This is a genomic window from Burkholderia sp. BCC1047, assembly GCF_902833155.1.
Taxonomy (GTDB): Bacteria; Pseudomonadota; Gammaproteobacteria; order Burkholderiales; family Burkholderiaceae; genus Burkholderia; species Burkholderia sola.
The window spans coordinates 1-26,503 of the sequence record NZ_CADFEH010000009.1; the positions used below are offsets into that span (position 1 = coordinate 1).

Below are 26,503 nucleotides of genomic sequence, written 5' to 3' on the forward strand. Positions count from 1 at the left end.
CGGGCATTCTTATGGGTGTTCATCCGGCTGGGTTCCTGGAAGGTTGGGTGTTTGGCGACTTCCAGTCTCCCAGACTCAGTCCGGATGAACCATCGATACAACCTATTGAAGCTTCACACCTAGGCGGCGATCTCGGCCTTGGCCTTGGCGATCGCGGCGGCCTTGATCTCGTCGCCCATGTTGAGGCCTTCAGCACGCACGACCTTAATGTCGGTCAGGCCGATGAAGTTCAGCACGCTTCGCAGGTAGGTTTCCTGGAAGTCGAGACCAGCGGCCGGGCTGTCGCCAGTGTAGACGCCGCCGCGCGAGGAGGCGATGAACACCTTCTTGCCCTTGGGCAGCAAGCCTTCGGGCCCGTTCGCGCCATATTGGAAGGTGCGGCCGGCAACGCAGACGCGATCGATCCAGCCCTTCAGCTGCGATGGAACGGAGAAGTTGTACATCGGCAGGCCGATGACGATGATGTCGGCGGCGAACAGGTCGTCGATGTAGGCGTCACCAGCGGCCAGGTCCGCCCCGAGGCCCGGGTCCGACACCGCGCCGCCCTGGAAGACGGCCATGTGCCGATCTGACAGGTGCAGGGCGGCGTCTGCCACCAGATCCCGGTAGATCACCTTGGAGTCCGGGTGCAGGGCCTGTTGTCGGGCCACGATGTCGGCAGAAAGCGAGCGGCTAACCGAGTAGCCCCCGAGAATACTGGAGTCGATGTGTAGGATCGTCATGGATTTGACCTCCGGCTTGCGCTCGGGCCTGGGCATTGGGCGGAACAGGAGTTTTCTGAGCGCTTCAAACATGTGCGCATTATCCTGCCGCCTACTCTCTCTGACTAGTCGCGATATTCCGAACCGATCCATCGGCTAGGCAGATGGATGGCAGGATCGGCGGTTGCCGACCCAGAACGGCCCTTCAGATTTATCCAAAGCGGCCAATCGTTGTGACCTGCGGCGGGATTTTATAGCCTCGCTCGATGAGTATCTTGGCCTCGGCGCGACTGCGGAATCATTCCCGATTAAATCGCTTCTCCCGCAGCGTGCCGTTGGAGCCTTCAACGGAGTCGTTCTGCCAAGGGCGGCAAGAACGGACACAGCGTGTACGATCTGGTCTTCAAGAAAACCATCCAAGGAGAGAGGAATGAATCCCGAACAGGCCCGAGCCGAAGAAACCCAGGCGATGGAGCGCATGGTGGCCGCCACGCTGCGCGTGCAGAGTACGTTCACCTCGATGCAGAAGCAATTTCCGCCGCAAGGCAGCGGCGAGCCTTCGCCGTTCGCGCTGCAAACCTTTGATGCCGCCCTGCAGGAACTTGAAGACGCACAGGCCGCGTTCGATGCGCTGCTGAACGATCTGATCGACGGTAACCGCTAAAGGCTACGCCCTTATCCGCACCGATTGCCGACGATCTAAAAAGCTGTGTCGAGCGTCCGTTCGTGGCCGAACGCGGCCGGCCACCGCCCTGCACGACCCTAAGCGGCCAGTCGGCGCTACGCACTTTGCATCAGCGCACGTGCGTTGACCATCGGGCTTCAAACTCGTCTGCGGAAATCATGGTGCCAGCGAATTCGGGATCAGCGGCAGTCCCACACGTCGCATGGCCGGCGCACGCATAGCCGACCTGCCCATCCCTAAAAAACTCGAGCTTTCGGGTTTCCATGCGATGTTCGTCAAGCTCCGGGACGAGACGCGTGGGTTCCGCTTCAAAATGATGGCGCCATCGAACATCAACGAATTCGAATTGCATGAGTTCACATGCCCTTTCGTTCGAGCGTGGTGGACGTCAAATTATTAACGAAGTGCATCGCACATGTCGACCGACCGTTCGTGGTCGATTGCCGACCGATGTAGCCAGTTGCTGCGGCCTCCGTCGGTTCTCCACGAAACCTCATCGAACACGTTCGGGACCTGCCGGGAAATTTTTCGGCCACTGGTCGCTCGGCATGGCCCAAATCAATCTGAGCTAGCTCCGATGAAGATGGTGGCTTCCGAAGCAGCCCGGAACAAGAATGCAAAGTCCCAGAAAACCGGATAGAAGGGGTGCCCCTCTTTTAGCGTGAACGCCTCAACCTTTATCGCGTGCGATATTGTGAGCCGTAAGTCGGATACAAGCTTCTCGAGCATCCCCATCAAAACGTCCGATTCGAGCGTTCCTTTCGAGGTCCAGCAGCATCGTCCCCGGCGTAAAGGAGACAGCATTTCACCATCTCAATAACTGATTCAGAACTTATCTCCGCAAAATCGATCGCAATCGCTCCGCCTCCAAGAGCCGTTGAGACTATCTCCGTAGATTGAAGCGGTTCGGCAAGAACAACGGCGTAGGCCTTGAGAAACACGCAGTAATTCAAGCTACCACCGGCCAACTCATCGGAAATATCATCGAGCAGTAACTGATCAATAGTCATTCTTTGGTATCTCGGCCGGCTTCATGAAGAGGCAGGGGGTTACCGGAATAGCCCCGGACCCGATTGTCGACGATCCAGTCTGCGATGTCGAATGTCCGAAAATGCCGAACCCGACCACGGCTCAGCGACGCGCGGCTGTTGCAGGGCGAACGCAATCGAGCATCAGTCGACCGATTGCTATCGGCGGGTACTACAAAACGTGATGATCCCATGGAAACCGACCTCGGCAAGGTCAATCGCCAGTTGCTTGGCTGATGCGACGTCCCTCACTGCGACCCCTACCTCATGCCCGGCAAGACATTGATCGACCGCATGCTTTGCCTCCGCAAGACTCACGGGTGAATGTTGACGGATCAGCCGTATCGCTTGAACCTTGTTCGCCCCGACAGACCATCGCACGAGTCGAATCTGCGACTCTTCATAACCGTTAGCGTCCCCGCATGCGCGGTAGGCTTGGATCGACTCGGCAATTGGCCTGTGATAGCTGATGGAGGTGGCTTGGCCATCAGCTCGACTGACAAACAATGGCGCATTCCCCGCCAGGCGATCTCTCATGTCGCCTGATTCAAGGAAGCGCGATGATTGATAGAAGAAGACCCAGCCAACATCGAACTCCTGAGTGTATTCATCGATAACAACCGCTTCGCAGCCTTCCCCAACTGTCTTGGTGATGGCACGTTGGGCGACTTCCTTTGCTTGCTCGGCTGTGAGTTCCATCAGTCGTTAGTGTGGTGGAGTATACGATCCGTCAAAGTTCCGCGGCGGGAAGCAGCTGCTCGGCGTTGAAGAGCACAAAGCGTGTACACCTTTTCGCGCGCGTGTGAACCAAGTCAGCGCGAGAAAAACCATGGACCGGTCGACGCCCCCGACTCGACCCACCTCCCTACCGCCTACCCAACGCCTGCGCCAGCGCATCCCCCGCACCCAGAATATGCGCGGACAAAACCGCACACGCTGCGTCCACATCCCCCTCGCGTATCGCCCGAACGATGTCCCGATGCTCGTCGTTCGAGCGATCCTGCCAGTCAAGCTGCTGCCACGTCGCATACAAATGCCGCGCACTAGCCCGATGCATGTCGCCAATCGCGGCGACGAGCCGCGGCATCCCGCACCGCGCTGTCAATGCGCGATGAAACCTCAGGTTCAGCGTGCCAAGCACGGCGATGCCACGCGCCGCCGTCTCCTGATCGAGGATCGCATCGAGCTCCTCCAGCGCACGTGCGTCGAGAGCGGGAATCGCCTCCCGCAGCGCCAGCGCCTCGAAAGCAGCACGCATCTTCGCCATTTCAAGCACGTCCGCCGGCTCGAGCGGCGCCGCCCGCACGCCTCGTCGCGGCTCCACCACGGCCAACCCCTGCGCTTCCAGCCGCCTGAACGCCTCGCGCACCGGCACATGGCTCGCGCCGAACTCCGCCGCGATATGGTCCTGACGCAGCCACTCTCCCGGCGCGATGACGCCGGAGATGATGCGGTCCGCCAACGCGACAGCGATCCGATCGGCCAGCGAGCGATCCTCCTTGACTTCCAAATTCATCCCGACCACCATGCATAGATTATCTATTAAATTGTAACAAAACCGGAGGCTCGATGCGCCACCACCGCCCTGTCCGTCTGCAGCACATCGCCGGCATCGGCGTCGATCGCATGGGTTCGATCGCCGATCATGCCGACGTCGACCTTTTGCGACTCGAAAATCTCGATACTGACATCCCGCCTACCTCAGAAGCGCTCGCCTTCACCCGAGAAGCAATCCAGCGAGACTCGGCCAACTCCTATCTGCCATTCGTCGGCCAGGATCGGCTACGCGCGAGCGCTGCCGCACACGTGTCGGCGCTTTCCGGGCAGCGCTTCACGGCCGACCAGGTGGTGGTGTCGGCGGGCGGACTCTCCGGCATTCTGAACACGCTGCTCGCTACCGTCGAGACCGGCGACGAAGTCATCGTCACCGATCCGACGTACGCTGGTCTGCTGAACCGCGTCCGCCTGGCGGGCGGCGTGCCCCGCCAAGTCCCGTTCGCCTTCACACCGGGCGGCGAATGGAAGCTCGACCACGCCGCGCTGCGGGCCGCAATCGGTCCGAAAACGCGGGCCATGCTGCTGATGTCTCCTTCGATGCCTTCGGGCGGCTTCTTCGATGCGTCCGACTGGCAACTGATCGCGAGCCTGTGTGTGCAGAACGATCTGCTGCTGATCCTCGACAGCGCGATGGAACGGCTGCTTTTCGATGGGCGCACGGTCATCCATCCCGCCGGCCTGCCCGGCATGGCCCAGCGTACGGTCACGGTCGGCGCGGCGTCGAAGGAGCTGCGCATGATCGGCTGGCGGGTCGGCTGGATCGTCGCGCCGGAATGGCTGATTCCCGATCTCGTGGCCGTGTCGCTCGCCAATGTCGTGGTGCCGGTCGGCATTGCCCAGGAGGCTGCGGCGGTTGCGCTCGAACATTCCGCCTCCGATCTGCCTGGCTACGTGAGCGAACTCGAGAGACGGCGGGACACGGTCGCCGCGGAACTATCCGGGCTCCCGTTCGGGATGCCGGCGGGCGGCTGGTCGATGCTGCTGCGCGTGTCCGATTTCGGCCTGACCGGATCGCAAATCTCGGAGCGGTTGCTGCGCCGCGGCGTATGTGCGACGGCCATGACCGGATGGGGTGTCGCACACGGCGAGCAGTACGTCCGTTTCGTGTTCTCGAACGAGCCTGTCGAACGGTTGCGCACGCTCGGGGACAAGGTGCGCTTCGCACTGGAAGACGCTTGACGGCCGCTCACGAGAAAAGCGAGCAGCGCGCCGGGCGTCGCTGTTGGAGGTATCCGGAATTCCGTCGGTGATGGTCGAGCGAACTCACACGAGATCAATCCACATGACGTGATGCATCCGGCGCCGAGGCAGCGCGATGTCGCAGCCCCGGCCAAACGTAACGTCCCGCGAACGCCCTACCGCCCCACCGGCGGCCGCAAAATATCGCGCGGAATCGACGCGATCAGCACGCAGCTGACCAGCAGGCAAGCGCCCAGCGCATAGGTGCCGTTGTTGATGTTGCCGGTCATTTGCTTGGCGACGCCGGTGATCATCGAGCCCGTGAAGCCGGACAGGTTGCCCACCGAGTTGATCAGCGCGATACCGGCGGCCGCGGCCGTGCCGGACAGGATCTGCCCCGGAAAGGTCCAGTAGATCGGCATCAACGCGAGGATGCCGCAGGTGGCAATAGTCAGGAATACGATCGACAGCGCCACGTTCTGCGCGAACGCCGCGCTCAGGATCAGGAAGACGCCGCCGATCAGCGCGGGAATCGCCGCGTGCAGGCGGCGTTCGCCGGTTTTGCGCGAGTGCGACGCGTTCCACACCATCGCGAAGATCGCCGTCAGGTACGGAATGGCCGTCAGCACGCCGATATGCAGCGGGCTGTGCACGCCCGACGCGCGAATGATCGACGGCAGCCAGAAGGCCAGCCCGTAGAAGCCGGTATTGAACGTCAGCAGGATGAAGGTGAGCAGCCAGACGCGCGGGCTGCGCAGCGCGGCGCCGATGCTGTGCGACTTGTGCGCGGCCTCGGATTCGAGGTTGCGCGACAGCACCGCCTTTTCGTCGGCGGACAGCCACTTCGCCGTCTGCGGGCCGTCGCCGAGGCAGGCCAGCACGATGAACGCCACCACGATCGACGGCAGCCCTTCGAGCAGCAGCATCCATTGCCAGCCGCTCATGCCCGACAGGCCATGCGTCTGCTCCATCAGCCAGCCGGACACCACGCTGCCCAACGTCAGGCTCAGCGGAATCGCGACCAGGAAGCCCGACATCGCCACACTTTGGCGGCGCGCCGGGAACCAGTAGTTCATGTACAGGATGACGCCCGGGAAAAACCCCGCTTCGCACAGCCCCAGCAGGAAGCGCAGCGTGTAGAACATCGTGGTCGTCTGCACGTGGAAGAACTGCGCGAGCGGCACGATGAACGCCATCGACGACGACACGATGCCCCACGTGATCATGATTCGTGCGATCCAGAAGCGCGCGCCGTAGCGGTGCAGCAGCAGGTTGCTGGGCATCTCGAACAGGAAATAGCCCCAGAAGAAGATGCTGGCGCCGAGCGCATAGACGCCGTCGCTCAGGCTCAGGTCGTCCAGCATCTGCAGCTTCGCGAAGCCCACGTTGACGCGGTCCAGGTAGGCCACGACGTAGCACAGCAGCAGCAACGGCAGGATGCGCCGCATGACCTTGCGGTAAAGGGCGTCTTCGGACGAGTCGGCCGCGGCCGGTGCGGCAGCGGCCTGCGTAAGGGATGGCATCGGTCTGTCTCCTGATTGTGTAGGTCTTCTTCGTACCGTCGCGTGCGCTTCGCGCATCGATGTTACCGATAACATTCTGTGGCAAAAAAAAGCCGACGAGGCGACGGGAGCGATCGGCACGCTGATACCGGTAACAACGTTGAAGGTAGCATGCTGCAATACGCGCATACAAGTGCCGCCGAACGCGTGGTTTCCCTAGTACAGCCCTCCCCGCGACGGGTACGGCGCGACCCGCCTGCGCGGTATGCCGCACCGGTATGATGTAGCCTTTCCGGCTTTCTCCCGATCGCGATTCCGATGCCCAGTCCCACCGCCGTCCGGCCCGCCGGGCCGCCCCGCATGTCCGACGTAGCGCGCCTCGCCGGCGTATCGAAGATGACGGTGTCGCGCGTGCTCGCCGGCCACAGCGTGGCCGCCGAGACGCGCGCACGGGTCTGCGAGGCCATCGAGCAGCTCGGCTACGTGGCGGATGCCGCCGCCGGTGCGCTGTCGTCGGGGCGCTCGGAATTCGTCGCGGTGCTGGTGCCGTCGCTGTCGAGCTCCAACTTCTCGGACACCGTGCGCGGCCTGACCGATGCGCTCGAGCCGCATGGTCTGCAATTGCTGCTCGGCGATACCGATTACGACCTGGAACGGGAAGAACGGCTCGTCCGGTCGATGCTGCGACACCAGCCGCGCTGCATCGCGCTGACGGGGTCGCAGCATACCGATGCGACGCGCAAGGTATTGGAGCGCTCGGCGATTCCGGTGGTCGAGATGTGGGACCTGCCCACGCGCCCGATCGACACCGCCGTCGGCTTCTCGAACGTGCGCGCCGCCCGTGCGATGGTGCGTCATCTGGCCGAGCGCGGTTATCGACGCATCGGCTTTCTGGTCGGCGCGAGCGAACTGGATCGTCGCGGCCTGGACCGGCTCAAGGGATACCAGGCGGAGATCAAGGCGCTGGGCCTGGGCGAACCGCGCGTCGTGCGGCTGGGCGAATCGCCGATCACGATGAGCCACGGCGGGCCCGCGATGGCCGCGCTGCTGGAGCAATGGCCGGATACCGACGCGGTGATGTGCGTGAGCGACATGTCGGCATTCGGCGCGATCATGGAATGCCACCGGCGCGGGCTCGCCGTGCCTGCCGACATCGCTGTGGCCGGCTTCGGAAACTTCGAAGTGGCCGAGTGCTGCCACCCGACCATCACCACCGTGTCGGTCGATGCGTACGGCATCGGGCTGCGCACCGGCGAAGCGTTGCTGGCGACACTGCAAGCGCGCGACGGCGGCGAGCCGACCGAGTCGAAAAGCATCCGTATCGACTACACGATCATCGCGCGGGAAAGCGCCTGACGGGCCGACGGCCGCGCGCATCCCAGGACGCGACGCACGCGGCTTCGCACCGGCCCCTGCCCCACGCCTTCGCCACGCGCGCACGAAATCCCTTCCGCTACGCAAAAAAGCCGTGCTAACATCCAGTCGATGTTACCGGTACCATCCGGCACGCAAAATGAAGAAGGCCCCTTAGGAGACAGCCTGCCATGTCACACACCCCTCGCCGTCTGCGCAGCCAGGAATGGTTCGACGACCCCGCGCACGCAGACATGACTGCGCTCTATGTCGAGCGCTTCATGAACTACGGGTTGACGCGCGAGGAACTGCAGTCGGGCCGTCCTGTCATCGGCATCGCGCAGACGGGCAGCGACCTCGCGCCGTGCAACCGCCACCACATCGAGCTGGCCGAACGCACCAAGGCCGGCATCCGCGACGCGGGCGGCATTCCGATGGAATTCCCCGTACATCCGCTGGCCGAGCAGAGCCGCCGGCCCACCGCCGCGCTCGACCGCAATCTCGCCTACCTCGGGCTGGTGGAAGTGCTGCACGGCTTTCCGCTGGACGGCGTGGTGCTGACGACCGGCTGCGACAAGACCACGCCCGCGTGCCTGATGGCCGCGGCCACCGTCGACATGCCCGCGATCGTGCTGTCGGGCGGACCGATGCTCGACGGCTGGCACGACGGCAAGCGGGTCGGCTCGGGCACGGTGATCTGGCATGCGCGCAACCTGCTCGCGGCCGGCGAGATCGATTACGAAGGCTTCATGCAGCTGACCACGGCATCGTCGCCGTCGATCGGCCATTGCAACACTATGGGCACCGCACTGTCGATGAACAGCCTCGCCGAAGCGCTCGGCATGTCGCTGCCCGGGTGCGCGAGCATTCCCGCCGCCTATCGTGAGCGCGGCCAGATGGCTTACGCGACCGGCAAGCGCGCGGTCGAGCTCGTTCGCGAAGACCTTCGCCCGTCGAAGATCATGACGCGCGCGGCATTCGAGAATGCGATCGTCGTGGCCTCCGCGCTGGGTGCATCGACGAATTGCCCGCCGCACCTGATCGCGATTGCACGCCACATGGGCGTCGAACTGAGCCTGGACGACTGGCAGCGCCTGGGTGAAGCCGTACCGCTGCTCGTGAACTGCATGCCGGCCGGCGAATACCTCGGCGAGAGCTTCCACCGCGCCGGCGGCGTCCCCGCCGTGCTGCGCCAGCTCGATGCGGCCGGCCTGCTGCGGCGCGATTGCCTGACCGTATCGGGCCGCGCGATCGGCGAGATCGCCGACACCGCGCAGGACGCCGACCGCGACGTGATCCGTACGCCCGACGCGCCGCTCAAGCATGGCGCCGGCTTCATGGTGCTGTCGGGCAATTTCTTCGACAGCGCGATCATGAAGATGTCGGTGGTGGGCGACGCGTTCCGCCAGACTTACCTTTCCGAGCCGGGCGCGGAGAATACGTTCGAGGCGCGCGCGATCGTGTTCGACGGCCCCGAGGATTACCACGCGCGCATCAACGATCCCGCGCTGAACATCGACGAGCGCTGCATCCTCGTGATCCGCGGCTGCGGCACGGTCGGCTACCCGGGCAGCTCCGAAGTCGTGAACATGGCGCCGCCGGCCGAGCTGGTGAAGCGCGGCGTGACGTCGCTGCCGTGCATGGGCGACGGACGCCAGAGCGGCACGTCGGCCAGCCCGTCGATCCTGAACATGTCGCCGGAAGCCGCGGTCGGCGGCGGCCTCGCTCTACTGCGTACGAACGACCGCGTGCGCGTGGACCTGAACCGCCGCAGTGTCGACGTGCTCGTCGACGAGGACGAACTCGCGCGCCGCCGCGAAACCGCCAGCTTCACCGTGCCGCAGGCGCAAACGCCGTGGCAGGAACTCTATCGCCGGTTCGTCGGCCAGCTGTCCACCGGCGGCTGCCTCGAACCGGCCACGCTGTACCTGAAGGTGATCGAGCAGCGCGGCAACCCGCGCCATTCGCACTGACCCACCGTCCCCGACTCTTGCCGAGCTGACCATGCGTACTCCTTCCGTTTCCGACTGCCTGCCGCACGACCTCGACCACGCGCTGCTGATCGGCCGCGTCTGGCGGCACGACGGCGCCCACGCGGGCCCGAGCGTCGTCGCCGTGCGCGGCGGCGAAGTGTTCGACATCACGCGCACCGTGCCGACCACCGCCGACCTGTTCGACCGCCCCGATGCGGTCGCCATCGCGCGCACCGCGGCCGGCGAATCGCTCGGCCGCGTCGAGCCGCTGCTGCAGGCGGCGCTCGACGGCACGCCTGGCGCGACGCACCTGCTCGCGCCGTGCGACGTGCAGGCGATCAAGGCGTGCGGCGTCACCTTTGCGGTCAGCCTGATCGAACGCGTGATCGAGGAACAGGCCGGCGGCGATCCGGCCAAGGCGCGCGAAGTGCGCGACACCATCGCCGCGACCATCGGCACCGACCTGTCGAAGATCGTGCCGGGCTCGGAAGCCGCGCTGCGCCTGAAGGCGGAACTCGAGCGCCGCGGCGCGTGGTCGCAATACATGGAAGTCGGCATCGGCCCGGATGCCGAGGTGTTCTCCAAGGCGCAGCCGATGTCCGCGGTCGGCTTCGGCGCGGACGTGGGGCTGCTGCCCATATCGGTGTGGAACAACCCCGAGCCGGAGATCGTGCTGGCGGTCGCCAGCGACGGCAGGCCGGTCGGCGCGACGCTCGGCAACGACGTAAACCTGCGCGACGTCGAAGGCCGGTCGGCGCTGCTGCTCGGCAAATGCAAGGACAACAACGGCTCGTGCGCGATCGGCCCGTTCGTGCGGCTGTTCGACGACGGCTTCACGCTCGACGGCGTGCGGGCATGCAGCGTGTCTCTGCGCGTCGAAGGCGCGGACAACGGCTTCGTGCTCGACGGCATCAGCCACATGCGCGAGATCAGCCGCGACCCGGCCGACCTCGTCGCGCAGACCTGCGGCGCGCATCACCAGTATCCGGACGGCTTCATGCTGTTCCTCGGCACGATGTTCTCGCCGATCCAGGATCGCGACGCGCCCGGGGGCGGATTCACGCATCACCTCGGCGACCGCGTCACGATCTCCACGCCCGCGCTCGGCGCACTCGTCAACACCGTGCGGCTTTGCACGGAGATCGCGCCGTGGACCTTCGGCGTGCGCGCGCTGTATGCGAATCTGGCCGCGCGCGGGGTGCTTGCCGGATGAAAGCGGGAAAGGCGACGACCTGAAGCCCTTCGCGAACGACGTCGACGGACAATAAGCGAAGCGGTATGAAATGGCCGTTCGCGCCGGCACGCACGTGGCCGGCCTTCGCTGCGCGACCCGAACACTCGCAGAGCCGGAACGGCGCCGCCAGCCGATCCCGCCATCCCGCAGTCTTTCCGGCGGCACTCCACGGCCTCGACGGACGCGATTCGCCCCCACCGACGCCTCGTCGGCTGCGACAATACTGCGGCTGAGTCAATTCGAGGTGTCGATGGAACTGAGGCAACTGCGCTATTTCGTCTGCGTCGTGGAACACGGCAGCATGGGCAAGGCCGCGCTGGAACTGGGCGTGGTGACGTCCGCCCTGAGCCAGCAGATCAGCCGGCTCGAGAGCGAGTTGTCCACGCGCCTGCTGCAACGCACCTCCACGGGCGTCGTGCCGACGGACGCCGGCCTTGCATTCTGGAGACAGGCGCAACTCGCGTTGCGCCACGTCGACGATGCGGCGCTTGCCGCGCGTCAGGCGCGCCTGTCGGGGCACGTCAGCGTCGGGCTTGCACCCAGCACGACCGGCGTACTCGGTCTCGCGTTCATGCGGGCGATGCGACAGCGCTATCCGGATGTCCGCTTGCGCATGGTCGAGAGCCTGTCGGGCTATCTGGGCGCGATGCTGAGTGCGCGCCAAATCGACCTGGCGATCCTGTTTCGTGAAGAACCCGCGCAGCGCTGGAGCGTGATGCCGTTGCTCGACGAACATCTGTTCGTGATCGGCGCCCCCGGCCTGCCGGGGATGCCAGACGGGCCGCACGTCCGTCTGGCGGACCTCGGCGCCGTGCCGCTGATCCTGCCGAGCGGCCCGCATGGCCTGCGCGCGTTGCTGGATGCCGCATTCGCCCGCACCGGCTTCACCCCGCACATCGCCGCCGAAGTCGACGGCCTCGCGATGTTGATGGATGCGGTGCGCGGCGGGCTCGGAGCAACCATTCAACCGGGCGCGGCGCTTGCGCGGCTCGAGAACGCCGCGCTTACGAGCGTCCCGGTCGCGGACGCCCACGCGACGCGGCCGAACCTGATCGCGAGCGTCTCCGACGACGAGTTGTCGCCCGCCGGGCTCGCCGCGCGGGTCGTCCTCGCCGACGTCGCGCGCGAGATCGTCGCGGCAGGCGGGTGGCCCGGCGCCACGCTGCGCGAGCCGCCTCTTCACAAAAACTGAAGACGTGTTGCCGCTCCGCTGATGGCGACACGCGAGGCCGATCCGTAGAGTGCGTCTCAAAGGAGACAACTCAGATGGTCGATGTTCTCGTAATCGGCGGCGGCAACGCGGCGCTGTGCGCCGCCTTGATGGCGCGCGAAGCCGGCGCGTCGGTGCTGCTGCTCGAAGCGGCGCCGCGCGAATGGCGCGGCGGAAATTCCCAGCACACCCGCAACCTGCGTTGCATGCACGACGGCCCGCAGGACGTGCTGGTCGGCGCCTATCCGGAAGAAGAGTACTGGCAGGACTTGCTGAAGGTCACGGGCGGCATCACGAACGAGGCGTTGGCCCGGCTCGCGATCCGCGCATCGGCGACCTGTCGCCCGTGGATGCGCGCACATGGCGTGCGGTTTCAGCCGCCGCTGTCCGGCGCACTGCACGTAGCGCGCACCAATGCATTCTTCATGGGCGGCGGCAAAGCGCTCGTGAACGCGTATTACCGCAGCGCCGAAGCGCTGGGCGTCCAGATTCGCTACGACACGCCCGTCGACGCCATCGAACTCGACGGCGAACGCTTCGTCGCCGCGCGTAGCGGAAACCGGCGCTTCGAGGCGCGCAGTTGCGTGCTCGCGGCGGGCGGCTTCGAATCCAACCGCGCATGGCTGCGCGACGCGTGGGGACAAAACGAGCGTGGCGAATGGCCCGCCGATAATTTCCTCATCCGCGGCACGCGGTTCAACCAGGGCGTCCTGCTCAAGGCGATGCTCGACGCCGGCGCGGATGCGATCGGCGACCCGTCGCAGTCGCATTGCGTCGCAATCGACGCGCGCGCGCCGCTCTACGACGGCGGCATCTGCACACGGATCGATTGCGTGTCGCTCGGTATCGTCGTCAACCGAGATGCGCAGCGCTTCTATGACGAAGGCGAAGACTTCTGGCCGAAGCGTTACGCGATCTGGGGCCGCCTCGTCGCGCAGCAGCCGGGGCAGACCGCCTACTCGATCATCGATGCCAAGGCCGTCGGACGCTTCATGCCGCCGGTATTTCCGGGTGTCCGCGCCGATTCGTTGCCGGAACTCGCGCGCGGGCTGAACCTGCCCGAACGAGCGTTCGTGGAAACACTACGCGCGTACAACGCCGCATGCCGGGCAGACACGTTCGATCACACGACGCTCGACGACTGTCGCACCGAAGGCGTCAGCCCCGCGAAAACCCACTGGGCACGCCCGATCGATACGCCGCCCTTCTTCGGCTACGCGCTGCGTCCCGGCATCACGTTCACGTATCTCGGGCTCAAGGTCAACGAGCGCGCGCAGGTTCACTTCGGCGGACGGCCGAGCGACAACCTGTTCGTTGCCGGCGAGATGATGGCCGGCAACGTACTGGGCAAGGGTTACACGGCGGGCGTCGGGATGTCGATCGGCACCGCGTTCGGCCGTATCGCGGGCACCGAGGCGGCGAAGGCCGCGCAAACGACCGGAGTTCAACGTGCACAATATTGAAGAACAAGTTCGCGACACCCACGCGCTCACGCCCGCCGGCCGGCCGTCGACACGCGCGAGCGGCGCCGCCGTGATCCGCATCGTGCCCGTCACCGACCACGAAGCGGAAGTCGCGCGCCAGATGCAGATCTGCAATGCGTGCCGCTACTGCGAAGGATTTTGCGCGGTCTTTCCGGCGATGACGCGCCGGCTCGAGTTCGCGAAGGCGGACGTCAACTACCTGGCCAACCTGTGCCACAACTGCGGCGCGTGCTATCACGCCTGCCAATATGCGCCGCCGCACGAATTCGCGGTGAACGTGCCGAAGGCGATGGCGCAGGTCCGGCTCGATACGTATGTCGAATATGCGTGGCCCGCCGCGCTGAGCAAGCTCTACCGGCGCAACGGCCTGACCGTCGCGCTCGCGCTCGCGATCGGGCTGGTGCTTTTCCTGATGCTCGGCGTCGCGATGCACGGCTCGCTGCTGAATGGCCCGTCGGGCGGCCGTTTCTATGCGATCTTTCCGCACAACCTGCTCGCCGCGATGTTCGGCTCGGTGTTCGGGCTCGCCGTTCTGGCGCTCGGGGTGGGCGTGACGCGTTTCTGGCGCGACGTGTCGTCGGGCACGGCAAGCATGCCGGCGGTTGCCGAGGCGGCGAAGCACGCGCTCGCGCTCACCTATCTCGACGGCGGCCACGGTAATGGCTGCAACGAATCGGACGATGCGTTCACGCTCGCGCGGCGCCGGTTTCACCACTTCACCTTCTACGGTTTCATGCTGTGCTTTGCCGCCACGCTCGTGGCGACCGTCTATCACTACGCGCTGGACCTGCACGCGCCTTACGCGTTCCTGAGCCTGCCCGTGCTGCTCGGCACCGCCGGAGGAATCGGCCTGCTGATCGGGCCTGCCGGCCTCTTGTGGCTCAACCTGCGGCGCGACCCCGCGCGGACCGATCCGGCACAACGCCCGATGGACCGCGGCTTCATCGCGCTGCTGATGCTCGTGAGCGCGTCGGGACTGGCGCTGCTCGCGTGGCGCGACAGCAGCGCGATGGCGACCCTGCTCGCCGTTCATCTCGGCATCGTGATGGCGCTGTTCGCCACGTTGCCGTACGGAAAATTCGCGCACGGGATCTTTCGCTGCGCGGCGCTGCTCAAGTCGTCGATCGAAAAACGCCAGGCCGCCCGCCTGCAACTCGGCTCGGACTGAATCGGGCCGGTCGAAGCGGTCCGGCTTCCGGGCCGCTTCGCACAATACATCCAATTACATCCAACGGAGACACCCCATGCATCCCTCACCGTCGATCGCGCCGGACAGCACGGCCGCAGGCACGTCGAAGCTCGGCGCGGTCCTGCGCGTGACCAGCGGCAATTTTCTCGAGCAATTCGACTTTTTCCTGTTCGGCTTCTATGCGACCAGCATCTCGCGGGTCTTCTTTCCGGCCGCAAGCGAGTTCGCGTCGTTGCTGCTGACGTTTGCCGTCTTCGGCGCCGGTTTCCTGATGCGTCCGCTCGGTGCGATCGTACTCGGCGCCTACATCGACGAAGTCGGAAGACGCAAAGGGTTGATCGTCACGCTCTCGATCATGGCGAGCGGTACGATCCTGATCGCGTGCGTGCCGGGGTACGCGACGATCGGGCTCGCCGCACCAGCGCTGGTGTTGCTGGGACGCCTGCTGCAGGGTTTCTCCGCCGGGGCCGAGCTGGGCGGCGTGTCGGTCTATCTCGCGGAAATGGCCACGCCCGGGCACAAGGGCTTCTATACGAGCTGGCAGTCGGCCAGCCAGCAGGTCGCGATCGTCATCGCGGCGGCCCTGGGCTATCTGCTGAACCATCTGCTGACGAGCCAGGAAATCGGTGCATGGGGCTGGCGCATTCCGTTCTTCATCGGCTGCGCGATCGTGCCGGTCATTTTCGTGCTTCGCCGGACGCTGCAGGAAACGGACGAATTCAAGGCACGCACCCATCATCCGCGTGCACGCGAGGTGTTCGCGACGATGCTGCGGAACTGGCGCACCGTGTTTGCCGGCATGCTGCTCGTCGCGATGACCACGACGACGTTCTACCTCATCACGGTCTACACGCCGACGTTCGGCAGGGCCGTCCTGAAACTGTCCACGGCGGACAGCCTGATCGTCACGCTTTGCGTGGGCGTGTCGAATTTCTTCTGGCTGCCCGTCGGCGGTGCGCTGTCGGACCGCATCGGACGCAAGCCGATTCTCGTGGCCGTCGCGGTCGCGGCCATCGTGACGTCGTATCCCGCGCTCGCGTGGCTTTCATCCGCGCCCAGCTTCGGCCGCATGCTGGCCGTGCTGTTGTGGCTCTCGTTCTTCTTCGGCATGTACAACGGCGCGATGGTCGCGGCGCTGACCGAAATCATGCCCGCCAGCGTTCGCGTGGCCGGTTTCTCGCTCGCATTCAGTCTCGCGACCGCGGTCTTTGGCGGCTTCACGCCCGCGGTGTCGACCTATCTGATCGAGGTGACGGGCGACAAGGCCGCGCCCGGCTACTGGCTCAGCTTCGCCGCATGCTGCGGGCTGTGCGCGACCCTGTCGCTGTATCGCAAAGGCGGGACGGCGCGGCGTTCGGCGTCGCCTGTGTGAGAAGCGGTGCTCGCCTGCACGGACCGGCTTCGCGCCACCGCCATGCTCCGACAGTGCGTCGCATGAAGCCGAGGATTGCCGGCCCCCGTCAACCGGACCATCACGCCGGCACCGCACGCTCCGCCAGCTTGAACTCGCCGACCGTCTGCGCGAGCCGGGCCGCCTGCTCGCGCAGCGACGTCGCGGCAGCCGCCGATTGCTCGACGAGCGCCGCGTTCTGCTGCGTCGTATCGTCGAGTTGCGACACCGCCTGATTCACCTGTTCGAGCCCCGTGCTCTGCTCCTTCGCGGCGACGCTGATTTCGGCGATCACGCTCGTGATGTTGCGCACGCCGTCGACGATTTCGTCCATCGTCGCGCCGGCCGTCTGGACGAGCCCGGAGCCGCCCTCGATCTTCTCGACCGACGAGTGGATCAGCTGCTTGATTTCGCGCGCGGCCTGCGCGCTGCGCTGCGCGAGCGCACGCACCTCGCCGGCGACGACCGCGAAGCCGCGGCCGTGCTCGTTCGCGCGGGCCGCCTCGACGGCGGCGTTCAGCGCGAGAATGTTGGTCTGGAACGCGATGCCGTCGATCACGCCGACGATGTTGGCGATCTCCGCCGACGCCTGCGTGATGTCGTTCATGGTGGACACGACCTCGCGCACGACCGTGCCGCCCCGCAGCGCGACATCCGACGCCGATTCCGCCAGCCGGTTCACCTGGCTCGCCGCATCGGCCGAGTTGCGCGCCGTGCCGGCGATCTCCTCGAGCGCCGCGGCCGTTTCCTGCAAGCTCGACGCCGCGTGTTCGGTGCGGGCGGACAGATCCTGGTTGCCCTGCGCGATCTCGGCGCTCGCGAGGTTGACGGACGTGCTGAACGCGCGGATCTGCAGCAGGATCGCACTGATCTTCTCGGCGAACGCGTTGAACGCGCGCGCGATCTGCGCGGCTTCGTCCGCGCCGTCGGCCGGCAGGCGCTTCGTCAGGTCGCCGCTGCCGCTCGAGACGTCCGTGAGCGCGTCGCGCACCATCAGGATGCGCTTGAACGCCGCGTTCGTCATCGCGCCGACGAGCGCGGCGGCGATGCCGGCGACGATCACGATCGCCAACAGCGTCGTCGTCGCGACCGCCCGCATGCCGGCCGTCACGTCGCCCTTGTCGAGCGCGAGCACCAGCGACCAGTCGGTGCCGGCGATCGGTTGCGCGCGCATCAGCTTGGCGGCGCCGTCGATGTCGACCGCGACGGGCGCGGACGCCGCCTGCAGCGCGCCGAGGTGATCGGCATCGAGTTCCGGCGACAGACCGGTGGCCGGTTTCATGATCAGGTCGGTCTTGGCCGACGCGATCACGCGACCGCCCTTGTCCACGAGGAACGCGAAGCTCGCCGGCGTCGGGTGAACGGAGGTCACGATCGAGCTCACGTTCTCCATGAACAGGCTGGCGGCCAGCACACCCTTCACCGCGCCGTCGCGCACCACCGGCACCGCGAACGCGACGGCCGGCTTGCCGCTCGTCGCGTCGCGGTAGAGCGCCGTCACGACCAGATGGCCCGCGCCGACGGCCTGCTTGTACCAGGGTCGCGCGGTCGGATCGTAGCCGGGGGCGAGCGGCACGTTCGAGAAGGCGGTCTTGTCCGGCAGGCCGAGCGTCAGCACCTCGAAGCCGCCCGACTTGCCGAGCAGCTTCAACGCCGGCACCGGGTCGCCGTCGCCGATCGCGATCGTGTCCGCGAGCGCCTGGGTTTCGCGCGACCGGCTGGCCACCCATTCGTCGATCGCCAGTGCGTGGCCGGCGAGGATCGATTTGTGATTCTGGTCGATGGCCTCGTCGTTGTGAGTCTTGACGACGTAATAGACGAGCCCGCCGGTGACGGCCAGCGCCGTCACGACGATGGCGACACACGTCGCCAGGATCCGTGCGCGAATTGATGACAGCATGATGACTTCGGTCTCCGTTACCGCGTGATTGAACTGGATCGCTGAAAAAGGCGACCCTGATCCGTTTAACGGCACCGTCGGCGGGAAGTTGAGCGATGCCGGCAGGACGGCGACCGGCACGGGTACGTGGCGGCACAAACCGGTTGTGGCGGGCGAGAACGGAGCCGTTCGCCCGCTCGGCGTGACAAATGCGGAGCGCTGCCGGATTTTTTTGACGACAGGCAACCCGCAAACGATTGCCTCGGGCGACGGTCCTAAACTGTTCGTTCCCCGTTCCGTTAATCAGGAAATCTATTTAATACCCTCAACTGGATTCTTCTATGAACGATCGACGATTAACGGTTCGCACGAAGCTGATCATGGCTTTCGGACTTCTTACGTGCACGGTCGTGCTCGTCTCCGTCGTCGGCATCGTCTCGCTCGGCAACGCGAACGCGGCATTCGACCATTATGTCAACGGCATCAACGCCCGCGCGACCCTGGCGGACAAGGTGCTCGCCGCCGTCGACCGGCGCGCGATCGCCGCCCGCAACCAGGTCCTCGCGGCCAGCCCGCGCGACGCGGACATCGAGAAGGAAGCGGCACTGAAGGCCGACCACGAAGTCGGCGCGCTGCTGGGCGAACTGAATAATGCAGTCCGCGAAGGGAGCGGCGCGTCCGACAAGTCTCGCGAACTGGTTCGGCAAATCGGGGCGGTCGAGGCGCAGTACGGCCCGGTGGCGCGCGCTATCGTCGATGCGGCGGCGAACAACCGGCGCGATCAGGCGATCACGATGATCAACGAACAGTGCCGACCGCTGCTGGCCCAGCTCGTCGCGGCCACCGACGCGTACGCGACGTACTCGCGCTTGCGGGCGGACCAACTGGTGAAGGAATCGGACGACCGTTATACGTCGCGACGACTGATGCTGATCGCGATCTGCATCGCCGCCGCCGCCGCGGCCGCGATCTCGGGCGCCTTCATCACCCGCGGCCTGCTGCGCGCGCTGGGCACGGAGCCTGCCGTGCTCAGCGATATCGCCGGCCACATCGCCGCCGGCAATCTCGGCGCCGAATCCACGACCGGCGCCGCGCCGGCCGGCAGCGTGCTGGCTTCGATGCGCGACATGCAGGCGAACCTGATCCGCCTGATCTCGGAGGTTCGTACCGCATCGGGCAACGTCGCGACCGGCGCCGGCGAAATCGCGTCCGGCAACCAGGACCTGTCGTCCCGCACCGAACAGCAGGCGGCGTCGTTGCAGGAAACCGCGTCGAGCATGGAGCAATTGACCTCCACCGTGCGCCTGAACGCCGACAACGCGCAGCAGGCGAGCGGCCTGGCCAACAACGCATCGGAGGTCGCCGAGCGCGGCAGCGCGGCCGTCGGCCTGATGGTCGACACGATGACGGACATCAGCGCGAGCTCCGCCAAGATCGCGGAGATCACCGCGATCATCGAAGGGATCGCGTTCCAGACCAACATTCTCGCGCTCAACGCGGCCGTGGAAGCCGCCCGCGCCGGCGAACAGGGCCGCGGCTTCGCGGTGGTGGCGAGCGAAGTCCGAAGTCTTGCGCAGCGTTCGTCGAGCGCCGCGAAGGAAATCCGCGAGCTGATCTCGCAATCGGTCCGGAAAATCCAGGACGGCTCGCATATCGCGAACAACGCAGGCGATACGATGAGCGAGGTCACGCACGCGATCTCGCGCGTGACCGACATCATGGGCGAGATCGCCGCGGCGTCGAGCGAGCAGAGCCGCGGCATCGAGCAGGTCAATCTCGCCATTACGCAAATGGACGAGGTCACCCAGCAGAATGCGGCGCTCGTCGAGCAGGCGGCCGCCGCATCGAAGTCGCTCGAGGAACAGGGAAATCGGCTTGCCGAGGCCGTCTCGCTGTTCCGGCTGGACACGCGCACGACGAGCGCGTAGGCCGCCGCCCACCGCCCTGTATCTGTGACGGACGGCGGATGAATTCCGCCGTCCGTCATGTTCAGCACCGGAAATTAACCAAATAGTGGGAATTTTCACCCTCGGCGTACGACGCGAAACAATTCCGTAACGACCGCGTAACGTTCGCTCACCACAATCCTCCATCTTCGATCATCAGGATGGAGTCTTGCATGTTTGCGTCACGAAGCCGTTTCCCGCTGCACGTCGCGGCATTGTCGAGTGCGATCGTATTGGCTGCGTGCGGCGGCGGCGACGACGTCGCGTCGACCGCCACGATCGCCGCGGCCGTTCCGGCGCCGCCCGCCGACCCCGGCTTCGTCGACAGCGCGCCGATCCCGAGCGCGCCCGCTTTCGTCGACAACGTCGCGACCAACCAGCGCGGCGACGCGCGCTATGCGACGCTGTCGACCAACGCCGCGGTGCGCGTGTTGAGCCGTTTCCTCGACCTTTGGCAACCGGCGACGATGCTGGTCGACGCGGGCGTGACCGCGCCGGCGAACGGCGCGTTCCCGGCCATCTCGCCGTCGACCTGCTCCGGGCTGCCGACCAGCGGCGTGCCGTGCGGCACGATCCTGAACGATGCGGTGCTGTCGGCCAACGTGCAGTACGTGGTCAACGCGACGACCGCCCGCACGCCGCAACAGGCCGATGCCGCGTACTACGACGACCGGCGCGGCAAGGGCTACAGCGTGACCGACGGCATGGGGCCGCTCACCGCCGCGTGGCGCACCGCCGCCCAGCAGACCACCACCATCACCAGCGTGCCCGCCGATGCGACGACCGTGCTGTACAACGACGCGGGCAACAACGTCGGCGTCGGCAGCAGCGGCGGCAACGCCAGCTTCGGGAAGGTCGTCGACCTGCTCAACGAAATGGGCAACAACGCGTCGACCGAACCGTCGAAGCGCTTCTTCAAATATGCGCGCCCGTACCGCTGGAGCACCAGCGTGGTCGTCGCGCCGACGCTCGTGCCGGCCGAAAGCGCGACGCCCGCGACCGACGGCGGCTTCATCAGCGGCCACACGGCCGAGGCGATGCGCGATGCGACGACGATGGCGTGGCTCCTGCCGGAACGCTTCCAGGAAATGGTCAGCCGCGGCCTCGAACTCGGCGAGAACCGGATTCTCGCCGGCATGCATTCGCCGCTCGACGTGATCGGCGGACGCATGCTCGCGCTGGCCGTCAGCGCGGCGAACCTGACCGCGTACGCCGGCGACGCACAGGCCGCGTACACGCAAGCCCATCAGACGCTGCAACAACTGACGGGCACGAGCGCGACGACCTTCTCCGCCTTCGCGCGCTCCAGCACGACGGCCACCGACCGGTTCGCCGACTACACGACGAACAAGGCCGCGTTCCTTCGCCGCATGACGTTCGGATTCGGCGCGATCGAATCGACGAACGCGCCGCCGGTCGTGCCGAAGGGCGCGGAGATCCTGCTGCAGACGCGCTTTCCGTATCTGAGCGCCGACCAGCGGCGCGTCGTGCTGAAGACGACCGAACTGTCGTCCGGCTATCCGGTGATGGACGATGCGGAAGGCTGGGGCCGCCTGAACCTGTTCGCGGCCGCCGACGGCTACGGCGCGTTCAACGGCAACGTGATCGTGTCGATGGATGCGTCGCAGGGCGGCCTCAGTGCCGCCGACCTGTGGCGCAACGACGTCGCGGGCGCCGGCAAGCTGACGCTGCAAGGCAGCGGCACGCTGACGCTGGCGGGCAACAACGCGTACACGGGCGGCACGCAGGTGAGCGGCGGCACGCTGGCGGCCGCGTCGCCGACGGCGTTCGGCAAAGGCGACGTGTACGTCGGCCCGGGCGGCAGCGTGCGGATCGCGGCCGCCGCGCCGGTGACGATCGCCACCCGCTACACGCAGCTCGACAACACGACGCTCGAACTCAACATCGACGGCAACGGCGGCGGACGGCTGCGCGTGGGCGGGCCGCTCACCGTCACGGGCGGTACGTTGCACGTGAAATTCGTGAACGGCTACGCACCGAAGGCCGGCGACACGATCGCGCTGATCGACGGCGCGGCGGCTGCCGCGAAGTTCGCGACGGTGACGGTCGACGGGTTCAAGGCCACGCCGGTCTACACCGCGACGGGCGTGTCGATCACGCTGTCGGCGGCGTAACCGGCAGCGAAGCTCGATCCTGCAACGGCGCCGCTCACGGGCAAGGCCGCGTACCGAAGCGCCGTTGCAGTTCGATGATCGTCGGCAGGTTGAAATCGTGGACGTCCGGCGCGGCGCCACCCTGCCGCCGGCTGACCTCGACACAGAGTTCCAGCGCACGCGCGCGCGTCTCGGCGAGCAACCTCAGCGCCTCGCCCAGCAAGCCCTTCTCGAGTTCCGACAGCGAGCCGTCCTGATCGATTTCGCCGATCGTCGGCTCGCGCATGCGGGTTTCCATCGCGGCTTCTCCTTCGCTGTCCGATTGCGCGCTCGGTCGCACGTCGCGTCGCACGTCACATGACCGCGCCGCGCAGCCACGGCACGAATTCGCGTTCCCCGATGCCGTTGTCCTCGCTGCGGGATCTGCGTCCGGACGCGACGTCGAGCATCAGCCGGAACAGCCGTTCGCCCGCTTCATCGACCGTCAGCGAACCGGCGACGATCCCGCCGCTGTCGAAATCCATATCCGATTGCATCCGCTCGAACAGGCCGGTCGTCGTCGCGATCTTGATCGTCGGCACCGGCTTCGAGCCGAACACCGAACCGCGGCCCGTCGTGAAGCACACGAGATTCGCGCCGCCGGCGATCTGCCCGGTGGCCGACACCGGGTCGTAACCCGGCGTATCCATGAACACGAGCCCGGCCTGCCGCACCGGCTCCGCATAGTCGTAGACCGCGCGCAGCGGCGAGCGTCCGGCCTTCGACACCGCGCCGAGCGACTTCTCGAGAATCGTCGTGATGCCGCCCGCGAGGTTGCCGGGCGACGGGTTGTTGTTCATTTCGCCGCCGTTGTCGGCGACGTAGCGCTCCCACCACTGCAACCGGCCGAGCAGACGCTCGGCCACGTCGCGCGACGCCGCGCGCGCGATCAGCAGATGCTCGGCGCCGTAGATCTCGGGCGTCTCGGACAGAATCGCGGTGCCGCCGTTGCGGACCAGCAAGTCGACGGCCGCGCCGAGCGCCGGATTCGCGGTGATGCCCGAGTAGCCGTCGGAGCCGCCGCATTGCAGGCCGACCGTCAGCCGCGAGGCCGGCACGGCGCTGCGACGCGCGCCGTCGGCCGCCTCCACCAGTTCGCGCACGATCGACACGCCTTTGGCCACGGTGTCGCGCACGCCGCTCTCGTCCTGGATCACCAGCGTGCGCACGGTGCCGGGCGCGGCCGCGTCGAGCCGTTGCGCGAGCGCGCCGACCTGGTTGACCTCGCAACCAAGGCCGACGAGCAGCACGCCCGCAAAATTCGGGTTCCGTGCATAGCCGACGAGCGTGCGCCGCAACAGTTCGATGCCGTCCCCCGTCGCGGACATCCCGCAGCCGCTCTGATGGGTGATCGCGACGACGCCGTCGACGTGACCGAACGCATCGAGCGCGCCGTGCCGGTAGGCATCGGCGATCGCATGACAGACGCTCGCCGAACAGTTGACGCTCGCGATCACGCCGACGTAGTTGCGGGTCCCCACGCTGCCGTCGGGCCGCACGAATCCGTCGAAGGTATCGCGGCGATCCGTCGCAACGTTGGGCGCGTCGCCGACGAGCCCGTCGTCGTGCGCATGCCGCTCGGGCATCCCGACGTTGTGCACGTGCACGTGCTCGCCCGCGGCGATGTCGCGCAGCGCGACGCCGATCGGCTGCCCGCATTTGACGATCGCTTCGCCGCGCGCGATCGGCGCGGTGGCGACCTTGTGCCCGGCCGGCACCGCGTCCGCCAGTTGCAGCGGCGCGCCGCGCACGTCGATCGGCACGTCCGGCGCCAGCGCGTCGAGTGCGACGGCGACGTTGTCGTTGCCGTGAAGGATCACGACTGCCGGTTGCTTCACGATGTATTTCTCCCAGTGGTTGCGATGCCGGCCGGCTCATAGCGGGCGACGAGTTGCCGCAACCGCGGTTGTTCGGCCGGCATCGCCAGCGAATCCGCGAGCGCGAGCAGCGGCTCGATCCGCCGCGCGACCTTCTCGCGATGGTTGACCGCGATATCGGCGATGCGATGCGCGAGAAACGGATTCAGAAAGCGCTCGCGCACGCTGTCGATGTAGCGTTCGGCCGTTTCGTGCAAGCCCAGCGCGACGAATACCGGCATCACCTCATCGCGCCACACGGCTTCGAGACCGTCGCGCAGCCGCTCATCGTTCATCGCGTCCAGCACCGTTTCCGATGCGTCGCGCCCGGCCGCGAGCCACTGTTCCGCGAGCCAGCTGTGCCCGAGATTGAGGAAGAACAGCTTCAGCCGCTCGTGGCTGCGCAAATCGTCGGTGACGACGATCTGTGCATGCCGGCACGGCAGCGCCATGCCGGCACGCCGCTCGATCGCCCATAGCGCATAGGGCTCCGCGATCGCGCCGACCGGGTGAAGCGGCTCGGACACGATGCGGTCGACGAGCGAGTTGACCCAAATGCAGCGGTTGCCCAGATAGTCGGTGAACGCGTCGGACAGCCGCCACTGATGTGCGAGGCCCAGCACGATGTCGCGCAGCGTGTCGCCGTTGTTCGTCACCAGTTCGCAAGGCAGGATGGACACGCCGTCATCGGGCCGCACCTGCCAGCGCGCATGCAGCAGCGCGAGCACCTTCGCCGGAAAGCCGTGCGGCGCTTGCCCGGGTTGGGCCAGCAGGTCCACGGTGTCGCGCGGATCGGCACGATAGCCTGCGTCGCCGGTATTCGACACGATGACGTGCACCGTCTCGATCGCGGCGCCGCGTATTTCCGCCCAGTCGCGCTCGGCGTCCCATGCGCGATGCACGGCGTGGCACTCGACGACTTCGTCGACCACGCCGCCGCGGTCACGCCCGCGAATCCGCACCGGATAGCGACCGGTGGCGCGCAGCGCGTCGATGCGCGCGCGGCTGGCCGGATTACCGGTCGTCTGCACGATGCCGATGCCGCCCATCGCGTGGCCGTCGTCCAGCGCCTGCGAGACGAACAGGTCGACGTGCGCGAGCAGGAAGCGGCTCGTGCCGAATTGCAGGATCGGCGGCGTCATCGCGTGCGCTCCGCGTGCCGGATTCGCTGAATCAGCATTCGACGAGCGCCTTCACGACGGTCTGCCCCGCATCCAGCAGACGCGGCAGCGCGTCCGGCACCTCGTCGAGCCGCATCCGGTGCGTGTTCAGCGCGCGGTCGGGAATCCTCCCTGCCCGCATCGCGTCGAGCACCGTCGCGAAATCCTCGGCCGTCGCATTGCGGCTCGCGAGCAGCGTGGTTTCCCGCTTGTGGAATTCGGGATCCGAAAACGCGACGTGCCCACGCACGATCGAGATCAACGTGTATTTGCCGCCATGCGCGACGAATTCGAAACCGCGATTCATCGCATCGAGGTTGCCGGTCGCGTCGAACACCGCATCGAAATACTCGCCGTTCGTCAGCGCTGCGAGACGCGCCGCGTCGCCTTCCCCCACCTCAACCGCCGCATCGACCGCCAGATGCTGGCGGCAAAACGCGAGCCGGTCGGCCCGCGTGTCGAGGCACGTGACGTCGGCGCCGCGCAGCTTCGCGAAGATCATCGCGGCCATGCCGATCGGCCCGGCGCCAACGACCAGCGCGCGCTGCCCGGCACGGACGTCCGCGCGCCGCACCGCATGCGCGCCGATCGCGAGAAATTCCAGCATCGCCGCCTGGTCGAGCGAAATGCCGTCGGCCTTGTGGACGAACTGCGCGGGCACGCTCAGGTATTCGGCGAGTGCCCCGTCGCGATGCACGCCGAGCACCTTGATGTTCACGCAGCAGTTCGTGTTGCCGTGACGGCATGCGACGCAGTGTCCGCACGACAGATACGGCATCACGTATACCGCATCGCCGGCGCCGAGCCCCGACGCCGGCTCCGCGTCGACGACGACCGCGGAAAGCTCGTGGCCCATCACGCGCGGATAGTCGAGGTACGGCTGGTTGCCGGTAAAGATGTGCAGGTCGGTGCCGCAGATGCCGACCCGTTGCACGCGCAACAGCACTTCGCCGCTGCCGCGCACGGGCGGTTCGCGATGCTGCACGCGCAGCACGCCGGGGGATTCGCAAATCACGCTGAGCAT

22 protein-coding genes are annotated in these 26,503 nt (G+C 66.5%); 11 read left to right on the top strand and 11 right to left on the bottom strand.

What is annotated here, in order from left to right; translation table 11 throughout:
* Positions 1-119 precede the first annotated feature (119 nt).
* Positions 120-722, bottom strand: coding sequence for an NAD(P)H-dependent oxidoreductase (locus HWX55_RS11840; RefSeq protein ID WP_175975892.1), 603 nt, complete (start codon positions 720-722; stop codon positions 120-122).
* A 409-nt stretch (positions 723-1,131) separates the two neighbouring features.
* On the opposite strand from HWX55_RS11840, the gene HWX55_RS11845 reads away from it, so the two are divergent.
* Positions 1,132-1,365, top strand: coding sequence for a hypothetical protein (locus tag HWX55_RS11845; protein ID WP_175975744.1), 234 nt, complete (start codon positions 1,132-1,134; stop codon positions 1,363-1,365).
* Positions 1,366-1,495: 130 nt separating this feature from the next.
* On the opposite strand, the gene HWX55_RS11850 is transcribed toward HWX55_RS11845, so the two are convergent.
* The 4 genes from HWX55_RS11850 to HWX55_RS11865 all read right to left on the bottom strand — a co-directional run bounded on the left by HWX55_RS11850 (position 1,496) and on the right by HWX55_RS11865 (position 3,930).
* Entirely contained in the window at positions 1,496-1,738 is a 243-nt protein-coding gene (locus HWX55_RS11850; protein WP_175975745.1) for a hypothetical protein, read from the bottom strand.
* A 382-nt stretch (positions 1,739-2,120) separates the two neighbouring features.
* Positions 2,121-2,396 (bottom strand): hypothetical protein, encoded by a 276-nt coding sequence (locus HWX55_RS11855; RefSeq protein WP_175975746.1) that lies wholly within the window; start codon positions 2,394-2,396, stop codon positions 2,121-2,123.
* A 177-nt stretch (positions 2,397-2,573) separates the two neighbouring features.
* Entirely contained in the window at positions 2,574-3,113 is a 540-nt protein-coding gene (locus tag HWX55_RS11860; RefSeq protein WP_175975747.1) for a YrhB domain-containing protein, read from the bottom strand.
* A gap of 166 nt (positions 3,114-3,279) precedes the next feature.
* On the bottom strand, positions 3,280-3,930 hold the full coding sequence (locus HWX55_RS11865) for a GntR family transcriptional regulator (RefSeq protein WP_244140542.1): 651 nt from the start codon (positions 3,928-3,930) through the stop codon (positions 3,280-3,282).
* 53 nt (positions 3,931-3,983) lie between these two features.
* Between HWX55_RS11865 and HWX55_RS11870 the strand changes: the two genes are divergently transcribed.
* Positions 3,984-5,150: a pyridoxal phosphate-dependent aminotransferase gene (locus HWX55_RS11870; RefSeq protein WP_175975749.1), complete on the top strand. Its 1,167-nt coding sequence runs from the start codon at positions 3,984-3,986 to the stop codon at positions 5,148-5,150.
* Between the two features lie 176 nt (positions 5,151-5,326).
* Here the strand turns inward: HWX55_RS11870 and HWX55_RS11875 are convergent, their stop codons facing one another.
* Entirely contained in the window at positions 5,327-6,673 is a 1,347-nt protein-coding gene (locus tag HWX55_RS11875) for an MFS transporter (protein ID WP_175975750.1), read from the bottom strand.
* 297 nt (positions 6,674-6,970) lie between these two features.
* On the opposite strand from HWX55_RS11875, the gene HWX55_RS11880 reads away from it, so the two are divergent.
* From HWX55_RS11880 to HWX55_RS11910, 7 genes are all read left to right on the top strand, one after another.
* A complete protein-coding gene (locus tag HWX55_RS11880) occupies positions 6,971-8,008 on the top strand; it encodes a LacI family DNA-binding transcriptional regulator (RefSeq protein ID WP_175975751.1) in 1,038 nt (345 codons plus the stop codon).
* Positions 8,009-8,196: 188 nt separating this feature from the next.
* Positions 8,197-9,978, top strand: coding sequence for an IlvD/Edd family dehydratase (locus tag HWX55_RS11885; RefSeq protein WP_175975752.1), 1,782 nt, complete (start codon positions 8,197-8,199; stop codon positions 9,976-9,978).
* A 31-nt stretch (positions 9,979-10,009) separates the two neighbouring features.
* Entirely contained in the window at positions 10,010-11,191 is a 1,182-nt protein-coding gene (locus HWX55_RS11890; RefSeq protein WP_175975753.1) for a fumarylacetoacetate hydrolase family protein, read from the top strand.
* 271 nt (positions 11,192-11,462) lie between these two features.
* Positions 11,463-12,404, top strand: a complete 942-nt coding sequence (locus HWX55_RS11895; protein ID WP_175975893.1) for a LysR substrate-binding domain-containing protein — start codon at positions 11,463-11,465, stop codon at positions 12,402-12,404.
* 74 nt (positions 12,405-12,478) lie between these two features.
* Positions 12,479-13,885, top strand: a complete 1,407-nt coding sequence (gene tcuA / locus HWX55_RS11900; RefSeq protein ID WP_175975754.1) for an FAD-dependent tricarballylate dehydrogenase TcuA — start codon at positions 12,479-12,481, stop codon at positions 13,883-13,885.
* A 70-nt stretch (positions 13,886-13,955) separates the two neighbouring features.
* Positions 13,956-15,074, top strand: coding sequence for a tricarballylate utilization 4Fe-4S protein TcuB (gene tcuB / locus HWX55_RS11905; protein ID WP_175975894.1), 1,119 nt, complete (start codon positions 13,956-13,958; stop codon positions 15,072-15,074).
* Between the two features lie 76 nt (positions 15,075-15,150).
* A complete protein-coding gene (locus tag HWX55_RS11910) occupies positions 15,151-16,467 on the top strand; it encodes an MFS transporter (RefSeq protein WP_175975755.1) in 1,317 nt (438 codons plus the stop codon).
* A 100-nt stretch (positions 16,468-16,567) separates the two neighbouring features.
* Here HWX55_RS11910 and HWX55_RS11915 read toward each other — a convergent pair whose 3' ends face one another.
* Complete coding sequence (locus tag HWX55_RS11915) at positions 16,568-18,385, bottom strand: methyl-accepting chemotaxis protein (RefSeq protein ID WP_175975756.1); 1,818 nt, start codon at positions 18,383-18,385, stop codon at positions 16,568-16,570.
* A gap of 320 nt (positions 18,386-18,705) precedes the next feature.
* Here HWX55_RS11915 and HWX55_RS11920 point away from each other — a divergent pair, with 320 nt between their 5' ends.
* On the top strand, positions 18,706-20,292 hold the full coding sequence (locus tag HWX55_RS11920; RefSeq protein ID WP_175975757.1) for a methyl-accepting chemotaxis protein: 1,587 nt from the start codon (positions 18,706-18,708) through the stop codon (positions 20,290-20,292).
* Positions 20,293-20,483: 191 nt separating this feature from the next.
* Complete coding sequence (locus tag HWX55_RS11925; protein WP_175975758.1) at positions 20,484-22,445, top strand: phosphatase PAP2 family protein; 1,962 nt, start codon at positions 20,484-20,486, stop codon at positions 22,443-22,445.
* A 34-nt stretch (positions 22,446-22,479) separates the two neighbouring features.
* Here HWX55_RS11925 and HWX55_RS11930 read toward each other — a convergent pair whose 3' ends face one another.
* The 4 genes from HWX55_RS11930 to HWX55_RS11945 are packed head-to-tail and all read right to left on the bottom strand — an operon-like array spanning position 22,480 to position 26,503.
* Entirely contained in the window at positions 22,480-22,722 is a 243-nt protein-coding gene (locus HWX55_RS11930; RefSeq protein WP_175975759.1) for a hypothetical protein, read from the bottom strand.
* A gap of 55 nt (positions 22,723-22,777) precedes the next feature.
* Positions 22,778-24,301 carry an altronate dehydratase family protein gene (locus HWX55_RS11935; RefSeq protein ID WP_175975760.1) on the bottom strand — a complete coding sequence of 508 codons (1,524 nt, stop codon included), beginning with the start codon at positions 24,299-24,301 and terminating at the stop codon, positions 22,778-22,780.
* Positions 24,298-25,461 carry a mannitol dehydrogenase family protein gene (locus HWX55_RS11940; protein WP_175975761.1) on the bottom strand — a complete coding sequence of 388 codons (1,164 nt, stop codon included), beginning with the start codon at positions 25,459-25,461 and terminating at the stop codon, positions 24,298-24,300. The genes HWX55_RS11935 and HWX55_RS11940 overlap by 4 nt, the downstream gene beginning before the upstream one ends.
* 31 nt (positions 25,462-25,492) lie before the next feature.
* Complete coding sequence (locus tag HWX55_RS11945; RefSeq protein ID WP_089490426.1) at positions 25,493-26,503, bottom strand: zinc-binding alcohol dehydrogenase family protein; 1,011 nt, start codon at positions 26,501-26,503, stop codon at positions 25,493-25,495.

Bases quoted from the DNA above. Each gene is read 5' to 3' on its own strand.
- HWX55_RS11890 (WP_175975753.1), top strand. From the start codon at position 10,010: ATGCGTACTCCTTCCGTTTCCGACTGCCTGCCGCACGACCTCGACCAC.
- HWX55_RS11840 (WP_175975892.1), bottom strand. From the start codon at position 722: ATGACGATCCTACACATCGACTCCAGTATTCTCGGGGGCTACTCGGTT.
- HWX55_RS11945 (WP_089490426.1), bottom strand. From the start codon at position 26,503: ATGCTCAGCGTGATTTGCGAATCCCCCGGCGTGCTGCGCGTGCAGCAT.
- HWX55_RS11910 (WP_175975755.1), top strand. From the start codon at position 15,151: ATGCATCCCTCACCGTCGATCGCGCCGGACAGCACGGCCGCAGGCACG.
- HWX55_RS11895 (WP_175975893.1), top strand. From the start codon at position 11,463: ATGGAACTGAGGCAACTGCGCTATTTCGTCTGCGTCGTGGAACACGGC.
- HWX55_RS11925 (WP_175975758.1), top strand. From the start codon at position 20,484: ATGTTTGCGTCACGAAGCCGTTTCCCGCTGCACGTCGCGGCATTGTCG.
- HWX55_RS11885 (WP_175975752.1), top strand. From the start codon at position 8,197: ATGTCACACACCCCTCGCCGTCTGCGCAGCCAGGAATGGTTCGACGAC.
- HWX55_RS11870 (WP_175975749.1), top strand. From the start codon at position 3,984: ATGCGCCACCACCGCCCTGTCCGTCTGCAGCACATCGCCGGCATCGGC.
- HWX55_RS11855 (WP_175975746.1), bottom strand. From the start codon at position 2,396: ATGACTATTGATCAGTTACTGCTCGATGATATTTCCGATGAGTTGGCC.
- HWX55_RS11920 (WP_175975757.1), top strand. From the start codon at position 18,706: ATGAACGATCGACGATTAACGGTTCGCACGAAGCTGATCATGGCTTTC.
- HWX55_RS11860 (WP_175975747.1), bottom strand. From the start codon at position 3,113: ATGGAACTCACAGCCGAGCAAGCAAAGGAAGTCGCCCAACGTGCCATC.
- HWX55_RS11880 (WP_175975751.1), top strand. From the start codon at position 6,971: ATGCCCAGTCCCACCGCCGTCCGGCCCGCCGGGCCGCCCCGCATGTCC.
- tcuA (WP_175975754.1), top strand. From the start codon at position 12,479: ATGGTCGATGTTCTCGTAATCGGCGGCGGCAACGCGGCGCTGTGCGCC.
- HWX55_RS11845 (WP_175975744.1), top strand. From the start codon at position 1,132: ATGAATCCCGAACAGGCCCGAGCCGAAGAAACCCAGGCGATGGAGCGC.
- HWX55_RS11875 (WP_175975750.1), bottom strand. From the start codon at position 6,673: ATGCCATCCCTTACGCAGGCCGCTGCCGCACCGGCCGCGGCCGACTCG.
- HWX55_RS11915 (WP_175975756.1), bottom strand. From the start codon at position 18,385: ATGCTGTCATCAATTCGCGCACGGATCCTGGCGACGTGTGTCGCCATC.
- HWX55_RS11940 (WP_175975761.1), bottom strand. From the start codon at position 25,461: ATGACGCCGCCGATCCTGCAATTCGGCACGAGCCGCTTCCTGCTCGCG.
- HWX55_RS11865 (WP_244140542.1), bottom strand. From the start codon at position 3,930: ATGAATTTGGAAGTCAAGGAGGATCGCTCGCTGGCCGATCGGATCGCT.
- HWX55_RS11930 (WP_175975759.1), bottom strand. From the start codon at position 22,722: ATGGAAACCCGCATGCGCGAGCCGACGATCGGCGAAATCGATCAGGAC.
- HWX55_RS11850 (WP_175975745.1), bottom strand. From the start codon at position 1,738: ATGCAATTCGAATTCGTTGATGTTCGATGGCGCCATCATTTTGAAGCG.